Genomic DNA, 14,381 nt, shown 5'->3' with positions numbered 1-14,381 from the left:
ATTAAGTCAGTGAATTACAAAGGGGAGATAGTGATATCTCCCCTTTTTTATGGCGTTCAGCTTTCCCCTTCCGTACGCAAGCGACGGATATCCCGCAGCGGCGATTCCCCAAACTCACGGCTGTACTCGCGGCTGAACTGCGAGGCGCTTTCATAGCCAACAAACAACGCGGCGCTGCTGGCATCCAGATTTTTATTCATCATCTGCTGACCCGACGTGCCCTTCGTCGCCATTTGGCGCATTTGGCTGCTGTAGGGGCCGGTCAGTAAGCGCACGATAATCTCCTGCTGGATAAGCGGGGCAACATGCGCAATCAGCGTCGGTTCAGCCAGTAAATTAACCAGTCGCAGCAGGGCATCGGCCAGCGCCTGATCCAGCGGTTCGACCAACAAAGGCGTAACTGGCGCTTCCCGTACAGCTAGCGCAGGGGGAATGACGGCGGCCATCTGGGCCACCGTTTGAGGGTCCAAAACCAGCATCAGACCGAGAAAAGGCTGCTCCGCACTTGCCTGCGTGACATGCGAAACTACCGGCAAATCCACAGCCGTCAGCAATGACTCTCCGGCACGGTAGCAGGTCGGTTTACCGGCCAGCATGATCTGCTTCGCGCCCTGCGCGACCACGCCCAGCCCCATCTGATAAATACAGTGCACCGGCGACGTCGGTGTATTGCGACGATGCAACGATAAAGCACCGATAGCCGTAGTAAAGTCACCGTCGTTTTGGGCAATATTGCCTATTGCAGCTGATAATGAATCGAGTGGTGAAGTTTCAATATTATGGCGTAAATCTGACACTTTTCCGCCTTTACATTGCAGAATGAAGGATGAACAGAACTTATCATCACGAGAGTGAGTTTGCGACGTCCTTCTGGATATTCATCATTTCAGGCAATTATCCCGGCGGATCTGACAAGATATCCGGCGGATAAAAAGTCGATACTGTTTCTTACTTCTTCCCGATAAGCAGAGAACGTTATGCCGACTTTATTCACACCCTTTACGCTAAAAGACGTCACCCTCCGTAACCGGATCGCCGCATCGCCGATGTGTCAGTATCAGGCGCAGGACGGTTTACTTAATGACTGGCACCACACACATTACACCATGCTGGCGCGCGGCGGCGTTGGGCTGCTGGTGGTCGAAGCCACGGCTGTATCGCCGGAAGGGCGTATCACGCCGGGAGACGCCGGTTTGTGGAGCGACGCCCACATTGACGGTTTTGCTAAAACCGCATCTGCAATAAAGCAAGCGGGCGCAGTACCTGGCATCCAACTCGGACACGCCGGGCGCAAAGCCGGTTGCACCCCGCCGTGGCAGGGCGGTGCGCCGCTGGAGAGAAACGATCCGCAGGCCTGGGTGCCGGTTGCGCCAAGTGCGATCCCTTTTATTCACGGCGATGCCTACGTGCCTCGGGCAATGACGCATGAAGATATTCAGCAAACCCAACAGAATTTTGCCAGTGCGGCACGTCGCGCAGTTGACGCAGGTTTTCAATGGCTGGAATTGCATTTCGCTCATGGTTTTTTGGCCCAGAGCTTCCTCTCACCTCACACCAATATACGTACCGATGAATACGGCGGGACGCTGGAAAATCGCGCGCACGCTGCTGACTCATCCACACTGGCCATTCCTTGCCGCGCGTGAACTGAACATCAGCCAGCCGGAATCGGTACTGCCAGTGCCTTACGCATATTGGTTACAGAATTCCGCCGGGTAATACGGGCAAAGGAGTGCTAAGAATAAAGAACAGATGCAGATTATCGATCATTCGACATCGTTATTTCTGTAATCGACCAGATCACACGGATTTACAGCCTGATTCCCCAGTGATATCAACGATCGGGGGTTCAGGCTTTTCTTCATTACTCTTTCCATTTACCTTCTAAATAATCATATATCCGTCACTGTTAGTTAAAAGTGATAAATTATATCTTTGTCGAATGCATTATTGATGTCATGAATATTTTTAAATACTCAGGTTTGCAGAATAATAAAGTCATTGCATTATCAAAAAGGCAGGAACAAAATTAAGTCCGGATTGCATAGTTGAAATGTTATCACTCATCACTTGTAAGGGACTTACATGGCCAGCCTGACTTATCTCACGCTCAATGGACAAACGCAGGGATTGATCTCTGGCGGTTGTTCATCAATGGACTCTATTGGTAATAAAGCCCAAATTGGACATATTAACCAAATCATGGTTTACAGCCTTAAACATACCTTATCCCGCGCTCAGAACGTTAATCATCACGAACTCACTATTCTGAAGCCGATAGATAAATCTACACCACTGCTGGGAAAAGCCATTTCAGAGAATGAGCTTCTGACTTGTGATTTAGAAATGCACCGCACCAACAAAACAGGGATGAACGAAGCCTATTTCAAGGTGAAATTAACGGGTGCCCGGATCACCAATATCGATTTTATTGTTCCACACAGCATTCTCGAGGGTGAGGCCGAACCACAGGAAAGAGTTAGTTTCAGCTATGAAACGATCACCTGGGAACACTGTATTGCGGGCACCAGCGCGTACAGTTTATGGAATGAACGGGTTTTATAATCAGGGATGAAAATATGTCAGAACTCAGAGATAAGAAATACTGGCGGCGGGTAAATGAAGGCAAGCGGATTTTGCAGGGTGAGGAATCTTTCAATTCTTTCCCAAGTGTGAATCCAATGCAACGGGATATGGCTGCCATGAATGGCAGCTTTATTACCGAAAACCGTTACATCATGTTGCTGACATTAGAAGAAGCGCAGCAAGTCACCGATGAGCTTTTCGGGCGTGCAGACACATTTTTTAGTTACATTGCTGCACCGGGTAATATCAAGGACATTTTGGAGGGGACGCGCAGTATCGGGCTTTTGATGACCTTTCGAAACTCGGCAGGTGATATTGTGTTTCGCCTGAAGTCGGCGGGGATCAGGGCAATTGAATACACTTTCAAAGGCAAATCCTACATAAAAATTACTGGCCATCCCGGACTACGCCGGATTTTGGAAGGCACCCGATACGCCGTCAATAACCCGCAGATGCTGGAAATGGGGATCGGCATACGCGGGCTGGGCAGTGCCCTGATGAAAGGGACAAAATTCTGTATCTTTGCCTCGCTGGCGTGGCGTGCCATCGAACTGATATTTAAATCCGACTATGATCTGGTGGATTTTCTCGGCGATATCACCATGGACGCGGCAAAGATTGTGGTGGCGAGTGTAGTTATTGGGGTTGTAGCTGGAATATGTACATTAGTCAGTGCGCCAGTAGTTTTTACTGTAACTGTTGTTATCGTTGCTGGTTTTTACTTAAACAAAAAATTAAACGAAAAAGATGACGATTTTGGATTATCAGTTTCTCTTAAAAAACAGTTACGAAAAACATATATCGAGTATCAAAAGATAACTGAATGGAATTTTAAACACGCGAATTCATTAATTAACGAATTATTTTTATGAGTAAAGCAAATGGTAAAGTATAATGTGAAAGGCTGGGTTTTATACAAATCGTGTTTGTTTTTACTGGCCTTGCTATCAGCTGGTTTTATTATCTCCGTAATATTTGGTGATGAGGTTTATCAGATCAGATCATTTTTCAGACAGTCTGATATTATAAAATTTGAACGTCAAAGTGTTGTGATTGTGGGAGGCGTACCACTTTTTATCTATGGTTTCTTCTTTTCACTTCGTGGCCTTTTCTCTAAAGGTTTCATACCCCCGAAAAAACAAACTGTTATTGGTTTTATATTTCTCATTTTTAGTGTAATTACTGTTGTTATATCTTATATCGGTATGTGGGTTTTTTATTTTTTATTGTTATCCTCATCCTATACTCACTGCCCACAAGAAAACCTTAAGCGTTATTATGTAATTGATCCTCAACGCTGTGTGACCATAATCCCTAATTTTTCACAGTCATTCAAGGAAGAATAAAAACTTAGTGAATATTATGAAACCTAACCCTCGCTTATCTGATTTTAGTTGAGATTAAAGGTGTAAATATGAACGTGCATCGTAAAATAAACTTAGAGAAACCTACCTTTAAAAAATGGTTTTTATATAAGATGTGTTATGTTTTTGGTTGGTTTTTAGCCTGCTGTCCTTTTTTTTGGGTTATATTGTTGTTTTATTGCTAAGCGTAATATTCATGTTTTCATCTTATACATCTTGCCATGAGAAAAAATTTGCAGTCTATTATGTCGACCGACCCGAATTATGCCAAACCATCGTTCCTGACCATTGGTAAACTCTCACCCCCGATTTTCACATTGCCACCCCCATGTGCAATGCGTAATGTTGTGGTTTCTCTCAAATCCCTCAGGTGAATAAAGCATGATCACCCTTAAATGGTTCAGCCTCGCGTTTGTCTGCATTTTGCTGCTGTCGTTTGGCTACAGTTATGCCAAAGCGACGCAGACCAAAGAAGCGCCTGCGCAAAACTGGTCGACGGCGCGACGTGATTCGGCCGGCATTGCGCCGGATCCGATGAAATTTAAAAGTACCGCCATTGTGCAGATCTACGCTGCGCCGACTTACGGCTGGCGCGGACTGGTGGCGGTACATCCGTGGATTATCTTCAAACGTGAAGGTGAAACCCGGTTCACGCGTTACGACGTGATCAGCTGGGGCAGTAAAAATGTGGTGCGTCGTGATTACGCGATCCCTGACGGCTACTGGTTTGGCTCGCGCCCGAGAAAACTTGTTGATCACCGGGGGGCTGAAGCACAGGCGATGATCCCGCAGATAGAAGCCGCCATTAAACGTTACCCTTACCCGCAGACGTATCACGCGTGGCCGGGCCCGAACAGCAACACTTTTATGGCGCACATTGGCCGCGAAGTGCCGGATCTCCAGCTGGACTTGCCATCGAATGCCATCGGCAAAGATTACCGCGGGATAACTAATCCGATAGGTTTACCGCCGTCGGGGCGCGGTGTGCAGGTATCCGTACTGGGGCTGCTGGGTGTCACACTGGGCGTAGAAGAGGGCGTTGAGGTGAATGTGCTGGGGCTGAATCTCGGCGTGGATATTAAATCTCCCGCGCTGCGCTTACCCTTCATTGGCCGTGTCGGGTTCGATAACCCCGGCGCTGCTGAACTCTGAGCTGATAAACCCTGAGATCGCAGAAAAAAAAAGGCGCTTACCTTGCGGGAAGCGCCTTTTTTGTATGACCGGAAATCGTATTACTGGAAGTAGATATCGCCGGATTCAGCTTTAAGGATTTTACCGTCGGTGTCGGTAATCATGGCGTAGTTGCCGCCGATGTATGTCCAGTGGCTGCCGGCATCCGGCGCTGGCAGGTGACGCTGCTGCCAGTCCACAATTTCATACGGCTTGGTGCGGTACAAGCCAGGTACGGCGTCACCAATTTTGTATTCAGTAGAGTCGTCGAAGAATGACTTAATCTCATGTGACGTGGTCGCCGCAGTAGCGGTGTGCGTAAACATCATCACGGAGGAGAAGACCAGAGCTGACAACATAATAATTTTAGAATGACGCATAATGTATCCCGTTCAAAACCATCAACATAACGCCCGCTGCCATTCCATTGTTATTGCAACGAAGCCTGTTCTTTTCAGATAGGTCAGGATGATAACGAGAAAAGGCCTGATATGAGGGGCGATTAATTGTGTCGAAATGCAAATGATTGAAAGGGTTTCCCTCCCGGCGGGCTAACGGGCCTTCCAACTCAGAAATATCCTTAATGCATCTCGCGTGGAAGATTCTGTCCTACCCTTAGGGTTCCTTCATACGTTTTTAAGACAAGGAGCTTGTGTATGAACAGCAATAAAACGATCCCCGTTTCCCTTAACGATCCCCACGTCGACACCTTTCCTAAACCGCCCTTTGAACAGCAGAAACAGCCGTTCCCCGGGCTGGTCAGTAAGATGATCCCGGTGCCCGATCACGGTGAAACGTCGTATAAAGGGAGTGGACGTCTGAAGGGGCGTAAAGCGCTGGTCACCGGCGGAGATTCCGGTATCGGCAGGGCGGTGGCGATAGCTTTTGCTCGTGAAGGCGCGGATGTCGCCATCAACTATCTGCCGGATGAAGAGCCGGACGCGCAAGATGTGGTGAATCTGTTGAGTAAAGAAGGCCATAAGATTGTGGCGATCCCCGGTGATATTCGCGATGAGAAATTCTGTCAGCGTCTGGTGAAAGACGCCGCTGAGCAGCTCGGCGGGCTGGATGTGCTGGTGAATAACGCAGGTCGCCAGCAGTACTGTAATTCGATCAAAGATCTGACCACCGAAGCCTTTGACGCGACGTTTAAAACCAATGTTTATGCGATGTTCTGGATCACTAAAGCCGCACTGGATTATTTGCCGCGCGGAAGCTCAATCATCAATACTTCTTCAGTACAGGCATTTTTACCCAGTGATAATCTGCTCGATTATTCGCAAACCAAAGCCTCAATTGTGGCATTTACCAAAGGTCTCGCTAAACAACTGGCACCGGAAGGCATCCGCGTGAACTCGGTGGCACCGGGTCCATACTGGACTGTTTTGCAAACCTCAGGCGGCCAGCCGCAGGAGAAAGTTGAGAAATTTGGTGAGCAGGCACCGCTGGGCCGTCCGGGACAACCGGCTGAGATTGCTGGGATGTACGTGGCATTAGCCTCGAATGAAAGCAGTTATACCTCAGGTCAGGTGTGGTGTTCCGACGGCGGTACCGGTACGCTCTGATAAATAAGTTAACGACATAGTTTGAGCTGCCAAAGCGTCTCCATGAGGTGCTTTTCACGTCTATCAAACTGAAAAAACCGCAGCGGAACCACGTTGCGGTTTTTTTTACGAACAAAACTGAGCAATGACAAGCTATTTGGGCAATGACAAGCTATTAGAGAAAATCTTGTCGCTGCGGCGTAAAGGTATCGAGCAGTACGCCTTTCTCCAGACAGACGCAGCCGTGCATGATGTACGGTTTTTTATACAGCGTATCGCCCGCCGAGACTTCCCGAGTCTCTTCACCAATGGTGAATTTGAAGCGTCCGGACAGCACGTACGTCAACTGCTCGTGCACATGGTTATGCATCGGGCCGACCGCGCCTTCTTCAAAATACACTTCGACCGCCATCAGGGTGCCGTCATGTGCCAGAACGCGACGGCTGACACCGGCGCCCAGGTCTTGCAACGGAATGTCTTTCTTAAAGATAAACATCGGTTAGTCCTTACGTAATGAGTTGAGCAGGGCGTCGGGGATTTCCGCCAGGTACAGCGCGGGTAATCCTTCGTAATCCGTAGTGAACAGAACATGACGATCGTCTGGCGAGAAAGAAGGGTGTGGATGCGTCACCTGACGGTCGCCGTCGAGCACGCGCCACGAACTGTTATGCGTCACCAGCTGGGCGTACTGCCGGGTGTTAGCATCAAAAATGTATAGCCACGGATCGTTTTCAATCGTATGGCTTGCGGTGTCTTTCACATCCACCGGCGTACCGGAACCGTCGCCGACCAGCAGCGAGCCGGTCTCGTTACTCATCAGATGGGAACACGCAGGCATGGTCATCAGGCTGATATCTTCGCCGGTTTGCGGATCGAAACGGCGGATATGGCGATCGTGCTGACCTTTCAGATAGGAAACATACATCAGCGCGGAGCCGTCCGGCACCCAGAACTCGTGCGTGCAGCTCTCGCCAGGCGCATGTTCTTTCACTTTGCGCACATTGGTGCCGTCTTCATTGACCAGCCACATGCGCGCATCGACCAGATCGTGCGGGCCTTCGTGGCAAAACGCGACGGTGCTGTCATCATAAGGGCGATAGATAGGATGGCCGAGCCATTCATTTTTCTCATGAATGACGGTGGATTTTCCGCTCAGCAGCTCCACCTTCAGCAGGCGGCAGTGCGGATTGCTGTGGTAAAACGCCTGGAAGATTTTCCAGTCTGAGAGCGGCGTCCAGTCTTCACGGCGGATCTCAATGCCAACCAGACTGGTGCATTCACTGTTCGCCACCCATGTGCCGTAACCGACCCATTCTTCAGGGACCTGATATACCGTTGCTTCGCTGAAATCCGCCAGTTTTACCCGTTGCAGACGACGCTCATTTTTGACGTAGTAAAGGTATTGATCGTCCGGAGACAGGAATCCGCCAAAGGTGTTATCGCCATGACCTTCGGTCAGCTGCACCGCTTTTTGGGTGCTCAGATCCAGCAAGTAATAGTTGCGATTGCCGTCAAATTCCCCTGCAAACAAAACCTTACTGCCATCACGGGTAAAACATTTTTGATAAAAATAGTTGCGATGACAGAGCACATCGGGCGGCGTCAGACGAGTGACGTGCGCACCGGTTTGCGGGTCCGAAACGGTGTGGAAACTGAATTGAATCTGAGAACCTTTCGCCATGATTCACCTCATAAATGGCAATAAAATCAGCCTTTCTTTGGCTTTCATTTATTAATTGAAATGTAATTTCATTAAATTGAAAACACATTACCACTTACTGCGGCACCCTGAAGGCAGAGGCTGCCAGAAATGTAATGTTGATCACATTTTTCCCTTCTGTAAAAAACATTCTATAATGTCATGGTTTCGTAAATAACAATTGATGCCTGAAATACATTAAGGGTACAGAACAAATACCTCACGCTTTACACAGTGGAGTTATTTTAGAAAAGGGATGTACATGATCAGATTGAGAAAGAAACGCGTCAAACCGATGCAAATTAACGACATTACTATCATCGACGATTCCAAGCTGAAGAAGGCGATCACCGCTGCTGCGCTCGGTAATGCGATGGAGTGGTTTGACTTTGGGGTGTACGGTTTTGTCGCCTTCGCGCTGGGTCAGGTGTTTTTCCCTGGCGCAGATCCGGGTATTCAGATGATTGCCGCACTGGCAACATTCTCCGTGCCATTCCTCGTCAGGCCTCTGGGCGGTCTGTTCTTTGGTGCACTGGGTGATAAGTTTGGCCGGCAGAAAGTGTTATCTGTCACCATTATTATCATGTCAGTCAGTACGTTCTGTATTGGACTGATACCCGGATACGCCACCATCGGCATCTGGGCACCGATTTTGCTGTTACTGGCAAAACTGGCGCAGGGCTTCTCGGTTGGCGGTGAATACACCGGTGCCGCGATTTTCGTTGCGGAATATTCTCCGGACAGAAAACGAGGCTTCCTCGGCAGCTGGCTGGACTTCGGCTCCATCGCCGGTTTTATCCTCGGTGCGGGCGTGGTTGTCCTGATTTCCAGCATCGTCGGTGAAGCGAACTTCCTCGAGTGGGGCTGGCGTATTCCGTTCTTCATCGCTGCACCGCTGGGCCTGATCGGTATCTACCTGCGTCATGCGCTGGAAGAGACCCCGACGTTCCAGCAGCACGTCGATAAAATCGACAGCGATTCCCGTAAAGACATTGCAGAGCCACCGAGAGTCTCTTTCCGCGAAATACTGACCAAACAGTGGAAACCGCTGATCGTCTGCGTCGGTATGGTGATTGCGACTAACGTCACCTACTACATGTTGCTGACGTATATGCCGAGCTACCTGTCGCACAGCCTGCATTACTCTGAAGACCATGGTGTATTGATCATTATCGCCATCATGGTCGGTATGCTGTTCGTCCAGCCGTTTATGGGCTTGCTGAGCGACCGCTTTGGCCGTAAGCCGTTCATTCTGATCGGCAGCGTGGGGCTGTTTATTCTGGCGATCCCGTGCTTCATTCTGATCAACAGCGGCGTGGTCGGGCTTATTTTCGCTGGGCTTCTGATCCTCGCTGTGTTGCTCAACTGCTTCATCGGCGTGATGGCCTCGACCTTACCGGCGATGTTCCCGACCCATATCCGTTACAGCGCGCTGGCGATTGCCTTTAACGTTTCAGTGCTGATTGCTGGCCTGACGCCAACCATCGCCGCGTGGCTGGTGGAATCGACCGGGAACTTGTATATGCCTGCCTACTACCTGATGGTGGTCGCGGTCATTGGTCTGGTCACCGGTGTCTTCATGAAAGAAACTGCCAACCGTCCGCTGAAAGGCGCTACCCCGGCAGCTTCTGACCGTGCTGAAGCGAAGGAAATCCTGCAAGAGCATCACGACAATATCGAACAGAAAATCGAAGATATTGATACGCAGATTGCTGAACTTCAGGCCAAAAGAAAGAACCTGATCGACCAGCATCCTGAAATCAACGGATGATTTTTTGATGAAGTAAATGAAGCCGGTCAGCCTTACTGACCGGCTTTTTTTTGCCTTGCGCCGCATTTTTCCAAATCCTGCTCCATACTTCATTTCCCGGTCATCTGAATGGAAAGCATGAATGCAGAATCCTACGTTGTTTCAGTTTTTTCACTGGTATTACCCGGAAGGCGGAAAGCTGTGGCCGGAAGTGGCGGAGAAAGCCGCGTGGCTGGCAGAAATTGGTATCACTGCGGCCTGGTTGCCGCCTGCATATAAGGGCGATTCCGGCGGATATTCGGTCGGTTATGACACCTATGATTTGTTTGATCTTGGCGAGTTCGATCAAAAGGGTTCACGCGCCACCAAGTATGGCGATAAAGACGGCTTGCTGGCGGCCATTGCTGCGCTGAAACAACATCAGCTCGGCGTTATCCTCGATGTGGTGCTTAATCACAAAATGGGTGCAGACGAAAAAGAACGCGTGCAGGTTAACCGCGTCAATATTGATAACCGCGAAGACATCAGCGATGACGTCATTGAAGCGGATGCCTGGACGCGTTTCACATTCCCCGTACGCAACGGTCAGTACTCCAAATTTATCTGGGATTTCCACTGCTTCAGTGGCGTTGATCACATCGAAAATCCGGACGAAAACGGCATCTTCAAAATCGTCAACGATTATACCGCCGGTGGCTGGAACGATCAGGTTGATGACGAGTTCGGTAATTACGATTACCTGATGGGTGCCAACGTCGATTTCCGTAACAACGCGGTCAATGAGGAGCTGAAATATTGGGCGCGCTGGTTAATCGATCAGACGCAATGCACCGGCTTTCGTCTTGATGCGGTCAAGCACATTCCGGCCTGGTTTTATAAAGACTGGATCGACCATATTCAGGCACAAGCTGAGCAGCCCATGTATATTGTGGCCGAATACTGGTCGCACGATGTCCCGACGCTGCAAAATTATATCGATCAGGTCGAGGGTAAAACGATGCTCTTCGACGCACCCTTGCAGCTGAATTTCCACCATGCGTCAAAGCAGGGGGCGGATTTCGACTTCACGCAGATCTTCGACAACACGCTGGTGGCCGCCGATCCGGCGCACGCCGTGACGCTGGTCGCTAACCATGACACGCAGCCTTTGCAGTCGCTGGAAGCACCCATCGAGCCGTGGTTCAAACCGCTGGCCTATGCGCTGATACTGTTGCGTGAACAGGGTGTGCCAATCGTTTTCTATCCCGACTTATTGGGCGCCACCTATGAAGATGAAGGCGATGACGGCAATAATTACACCATCGATATGCCTGCCATTCCTGGGCTCGAGACGTTAATCAAGGCACGACAGACCCATGCGTGGGGCGTGCAAACGGACTATTTTGATCATCCGAACTGCATTGCGTTCAGCCGCAGCGGAACCGAAGAGCATCCGGGCTGCGTGGTAGTGATGTCCAACAGCGAAGCGGGAGAGAAATCCATTGAACTGGGTGAAAATCTCGCACACAGGAAATGGCGGGATGTGCTGGAACATCGTGAAGACATCATCGAAACCGACGAGCACGGCACGGCGCAATTCTTCTGCGAAGCGGGCAGTGTGAGTGTTTGGATTTTAGCGGAGTAACACCAACGGCAGGCGGACGAGAATATCAGCCTGCCGTTTAGTCAGCGGATACCAAAAGCAATCAGCAGTGAATACATCCCAAGCAGCAGTACAAATGCCACTACGCCCGCCATACCGCTTGCTCTAGCCATCAAGTACCACGGGAAGGTCACCAGCATAACCATCGCGTTGAGCGGCACTGCATACCACTTCCATTTTTTCGGCGCCATCATCCACAGCACAAAAAAACCGACCAGACTCAGCACGCCGTAATTTGTCACCGCCATTTGAAGATTGCCAACGTCCGGTTTGAACGTCTCGAAAAAGCCCAACAGTATTCTGACCAGAACTACCATCGCCAGCAGTGAAAAGCCGCTTTCAATCATCACCATAATGCCCGGACGATAGCGCAGTCGCTGTTCCAGCAAGGTGTAACCCTGTATAAAAATACCGACCAGTAAAATCAGCGCTATGCGGTCACGCCATCTGTTGGGATCGTCGCGGGTGCCCAGCACGATCAACAAAAGCCAGAACCCGGTCAGAAACACAGTTCCCCAGGTCAGCGCCAGCCGGGTTTCAGCCAGGCTGTTAACCAGCTGAGAATTGACACGTGGCAAAAGGGATGGGAAATGCATACGGATGTGGCTCAGCTCTTTATTGAGCGGCGTAAGAAAATCCGGCATCCACTTAGCCCACCACGGCAGGGTCGCCCCTTCCACGGTCAGCAGCCGTGAACGCTGGCGGTCCAGTGCCGAACCCTGATACTTTTTTCCCAGCTGCGACCAGTAATAGTTCGCGCCCGTTTTCTCAATCTGATAATTAAGCGCAGCAAGACGCTGTGATGAAATCCCTTCAGGCTGATAGTGGTCAATATCCCAGCCCATCACCTCGGACACTTTCATCAGCAGCGCCGAATACAATCCTTCGCGCTCACACAGCTGAGCCGCCAGCGCCTGACTGAACACTTCAAGCAGCCGCAGATTTTGCAATACCTCGCCGGAAAGCGTGGACCGCAGGCGTTTCAGGCCTTCGGTTTCATCATCCATCAGTCCATTAATAATGTCCGTTACGGTATCCGTCAGGCGTATTTCCTGCGCCAGCGACGTATCGATAACCGGCGTATTCTCCGTAAGAGGCCCAACGTGAATCTGCATGTTCCACGGCGAAGAACTGGCGTCTTCGGTAGCCTCAAATTCCTCGATAAAATCATTCTGTGCAGAAATCTCCGCCGCCAGTTTAGCCTCTTCAAACGCTTCTCTCAGTCGCTGATATCCCTGAGGATCCCGATCAGGCCGTGTGGTTTTCAATTTGCGGGCATAAGCGCGTTTGATATCGCTAAGATCGTCAGTAGGGTCGATGCCTAAAACGGACCAGATACTCATGCCACCGCCCATGTAACTAACCAAGAATAGAGATAGAGCATTATCCCGCACACGGCGATTCGCCAAAACCAACCAGGTTTCTTTACCTGCCTCCATGGAAATGTGACAAGGGCAATCAGGCTGTTACTGATGAGGTTGTACCAACGCCAGTAGCGAGGACAAATCGCCCAAATGCAAAATAGTGAAAATGCAGTGAGCATGGCAAATAGCACGGGGCCGCGACTCGGATCGTCGTTCATGAAATGCAACTCGTTATACAGTCCGCTGAAAATCTTAGCAAATGTGGCTAAAATAAGCAGTGAAAGAAGGGCTTCATATATTTGAACGAGGGCGGGGGCTTGCGGGAAGCTTCGCTTTATTTGGCTTTTACATACTGTGCAGATGAGCAGAATGGCGACGATAATCGGTGCGTCACGCAGTACATGCGCATCATGGCGCATCCCGATGGCGATCACCATGCTCCAGAACGCGATAAAAAATGTCTTTCTCCAGTCCAGCATAAAACAGCGACCGGAAAGATCCTGAATAAGTTGCGAGTTTATTCGCGGCAGCAACACGGGATGATGAGCACTGATTTCCTCGACAACCTGATATAACTTGCCGACATAGTCAGGAATGAGCCTTACCCGAAATGACAGTTTTTCACCCTCAACACTTAATAGCCTAAATCGTTCGCTTTCTTGTTTCGTCACCACTGACTGGGTTGCAAGAGAATCCCAGTATAGTTCCGCTTCTGTCTTCTCGATCTGGGCATAAATAGCCAGTAACTGAACATTTGTTATACCCTCAGGACGGACGTTATCGATTTCCCAGCCCAGCATAGCTGCAACATTTTTCAGCAAATGAGAAGTTATGCCTTCGCTTTTCCCCATCGTCTCAGCGAGTAAATGATTAAACATCTCGTGGGCCGTGATATTTTCCTGCAGATCGCCAGATACACAAGTATAAAGGCGTTGAAAACCGGCTACCGCATCAGTGAGTAACAAGGTAACGATTTCATCGACCTGCCTGACGATATCCTGTTTCGATAAGCTGGAGGTGTTTTCAGATTTGGTAGTTTGAAAGCAGTCGACGTATTGCGGGTTTTCAAAATCAGCAGCACTGCTACAAAAATCAGCTTTAAAAAGCGATTTTTTCGCCTCTTCAAACGCTTCTCTCAGTCGCTGATATCCCTGAGGATCCCGATCAGGCCGTGTGGTTTTCAATTTGCGGGCATAAGCGCGTTTGATATCGCTAAGATCGTCAGTAGGGTCGATGCCTAAAACGGACCAGATACTCATGCC

Annotated in this window: 13 protein-coding genes and 1 pseudogene; 8 read left to right on the top strand and 6 right to left on the bottom strand. The window is 49.8% G+C overall.

The window, feature by feature from the left end; translation table 11 throughout:
• Positions 1-56: 56 nt before the first annotated feature.
• A complete protein-coding gene (locus ACMHLI_RS18100) occupies positions 57-797 on the bottom strand; it encodes an AraC family transcriptional regulator N-terminal domain-containing protein (protein ID WP_413530659.1) in 741 nt (246 codons plus the stop codon).
• Between the two features lie 180 nt (positions 798-977).
• Here ACMHLI_RS18100 and ACMHLI_RS18095 point away from each other — a divergent pair.
• The 5 genes and pseudogenes from ACMHLI_RS18095 to ACMHLI_RS18075 form a co-directional block, all read left to right on the top strand.
• Positions 978-1,601 (top strand): annotated as a pseudogene (locus ACMHLI_RS18095) (NADH:flavin oxidoreductase/NADH oxidase); the annotation flags it as partial.
• 484 nt (positions 1,602-2,085) lie between these two features.
• The gene (locus ACMHLI_RS18090; RefSeq protein WP_413530658.1) at positions 2,086-2,565 is read left to right on the top strand and encodes an Hcp family type VI secretion system effector; all 480 of its coding nucleotides are present in this window, start codon (positions 2,086-2,088) and stop codon (positions 2,563-2,565) included.
• 14 nt (positions 2,566-2,579) lie between these two features.
• Positions 2,580-3,458 (top strand): hypothetical protein, encoded by an 879-nt coding sequence (locus ACMHLI_RS18085; RefSeq protein ID WP_413530657.1) that lies wholly within the window; start codon positions 2,580-2,582, stop codon positions 3,456-3,458.
• 9 nt (positions 3,459-3,467) lie between these two features.
• The gene (locus tag ACMHLI_RS18080; RefSeq protein ID WP_413530656.1) at positions 3,468-3,932 is read left to right on the top strand and encodes a hypothetical protein; all 465 of its coding nucleotides are present in this window, start codon (positions 3,468-3,470) and stop codon (positions 3,930-3,932) included.
• A gap of 399 nt (positions 3,933-4,331) precedes the next feature.
• The gene (locus ACMHLI_RS18075; protein ID WP_413530655.1) at positions 4,332-5,102 is read left to right on the top strand and encodes a DUF3750 domain-containing protein; all 771 of its coding nucleotides are present in this window, start codon (positions 4,332-4,334) and stop codon (positions 5,100-5,102) included.
• Between the two features lie 80 nt (positions 5,103-5,182).
• On the opposite strand, the gene ACMHLI_RS18070 is transcribed toward ACMHLI_RS18075, so the two are convergent.
• Positions 5,183-5,500 carry an RcnB family protein gene (locus ACMHLI_RS18070; protein WP_413530654.1) on the bottom strand — a complete coding sequence of 106 codons (318 nt, stop codon included), beginning with the start codon at positions 5,498-5,500 and terminating at the stop codon, positions 5,183-5,185.
• A gap of 276 nt (positions 5,501-5,776) precedes the next feature.
• Between ACMHLI_RS18070 and ACMHLI_RS18065 the strand changes: the two genes are divergently transcribed.
• The gene (locus tag ACMHLI_RS18065) at positions 5,777-6,685 is read left to right on the top strand and encodes an SDR family oxidoreductase (protein ID WP_413530653.1); all 909 of its coding nucleotides are present in this window, start codon (positions 5,777-5,779) and stop codon (positions 6,683-6,685) included.
• Positions 6,686-6,839: 154 nt separating this feature from the next.
• Here ACMHLI_RS18065 and ACMHLI_RS18060 read toward each other — a convergent pair whose 3' ends face one another.
• Positions 6,840-7,160, bottom strand: coding sequence for a cupin domain-containing protein (locus tag ACMHLI_RS18060; protein WP_413530652.1), 321 nt, complete (start codon positions 7,158-7,160; stop codon positions 6,840-6,842).
• Positions 7,161-7,163: 3 nt separating this feature from the next.
• The gene (locus tag ACMHLI_RS18055; RefSeq protein ID WP_413530651.1) at positions 7,164-8,345 is read right to left on the bottom strand and encodes an oligogalacturonate lyase family protein; all 1,182 of its coding nucleotides are present in this window, start codon (positions 8,343-8,345) and stop codon (positions 7,164-7,166) included.
• Positions 8,346-8,628: 283 nt separating this feature from the next.
• Here ACMHLI_RS18055 and proP point away from each other — a divergent pair, with 283 nt between their 5' ends.
• The gene (gene proP / locus ACMHLI_RS18050) at positions 8,629-10,134 is read left to right on the top strand and encodes a glycine betaine/L-proline transporter ProP (RefSeq protein WP_413530821.1); all 1,506 of its coding nucleotides are present in this window, start codon (positions 8,629-8,631) and stop codon (positions 10,132-10,134) included.
• Between the two features lie 121 nt (positions 10,135-10,255).
• Complete coding sequence (gene amyA / locus ACMHLI_RS18045) at positions 10,256-11,737, top strand: alpha-amylase (protein WP_413530650.1); 1,482 nt, start codon at positions 10,256-10,258, stop codon at positions 11,735-11,737.
• Positions 11,738-11,778: 41 nt separating this feature from the next.
• Here amyA and ACMHLI_RS18040 read toward each other — a convergent pair whose 3' ends face one another.
• On the bottom strand, positions 11,779-13,098 hold the full coding sequence (locus tag ACMHLI_RS18040; protein ID WP_413530649.1) for a J domain-containing protein: 1,320 nt from the start codon (positions 13,096-13,098) through the stop codon (positions 11,779-11,781).
• The gene (locus ACMHLI_RS18035; RefSeq protein ID WP_413530648.1) at positions 13,095-14,378 is read right to left on the bottom strand and encodes a J domain-containing protein; all 1,284 of its coding nucleotides are present in this window, start codon (positions 14,376-14,378) and stop codon (positions 13,095-13,097) included. Before ACMHLI_RS18035 ends, ACMHLI_RS18040 begins: the two co-directional genes overlap by 4 nt.
• Between the last annotated feature and the right edge of the window lie 3 nt (positions 14,379-14,381).

The sequence above is a fragment of the Rahnella inusitata genome (assembly GCF_965118895.1).
GTDB classification, from domain to species: Bacteria; Pseudomonadota; Gammaproteobacteria; order Enterobacterales; family Enterobacteriaceae; genus Rahnella; species Rahnella inusitata_A.
This window is presented reverse-complemented; position numbering and strand designations above follow the sequence as displayed.

Bases quoted from the DNA above. Each gene is read 5' to 3' on its own strand.
- ACMHLI_RS18075 (WP_413530655.1), top strand. From the start codon at position 4,332: ATGATCACCCTTAAATGGTTCAGCCTCGCGTTTGTCTGCATTTTGCTG.
- amyA (WP_413530650.1), top strand. From the start codon at position 10,256: ATGCAGAATCCTACGTTGTTTCAGTTTTTTCACTGGTATTACCCGGAA.
- ACMHLI_RS18060 (WP_413530652.1), bottom strand. From the start codon at position 7,160: ATGTTTATCTTTAAGAAAGACATTCCGTTGCAAGACCTGGGCGCCGGT.
- ACMHLI_RS18070 (WP_413530654.1), bottom strand. From the start codon at position 5,500: ATGCGTCATTCTAAAATTATTATGTTGTCAGCTCTGGTCTTCTCCTCC.
- ACMHLI_RS18085 (WP_413530657.1), top strand. From the start codon at position 2,580: ATGTCAGAACTCAGAGATAAGAAATACTGGCGGCGGGTAAATGAAGGC.
- ACMHLI_RS18080 (WP_413530656.1), top strand. From the start codon at position 3,468: ATGGTAAAGTATAATGTGAAAGGCTGGGTTTTATACAAATCGTGTTTG.
- ACMHLI_RS18040 (WP_413530649.1), bottom strand. From the start codon at position 13,098: ATGAGTATCTGGTCCGTTTTAGGCATCGACCCTACTGACGATCTTAGC.
- ACMHLI_RS18035 (WP_413530648.1), bottom strand. From the start codon at position 14,378: ATGAGTATCTGGTCCGTTTTAGGCATCGACCCTACTGACGATCTTAGC.
- ACMHLI_RS18090 (WP_413530658.1), top strand. From the start codon at position 2,086: ATGGCCAGCCTGACTTATCTCACGCTCAATGGACAAACGCAGGGATTG.
- ACMHLI_RS18065 (WP_413530653.1), top strand. From the start codon at position 5,777: ATGAACAGCAATAAAACGATCCCCGTTTCCCTTAACGATCCCCACGTC.
- ACMHLI_RS18055 (WP_413530651.1), bottom strand. From the start codon at position 8,345: ATGGCGAAAGGTTCTCAGATTCAATTCAGTTTCCACACCGTTTCGGAC.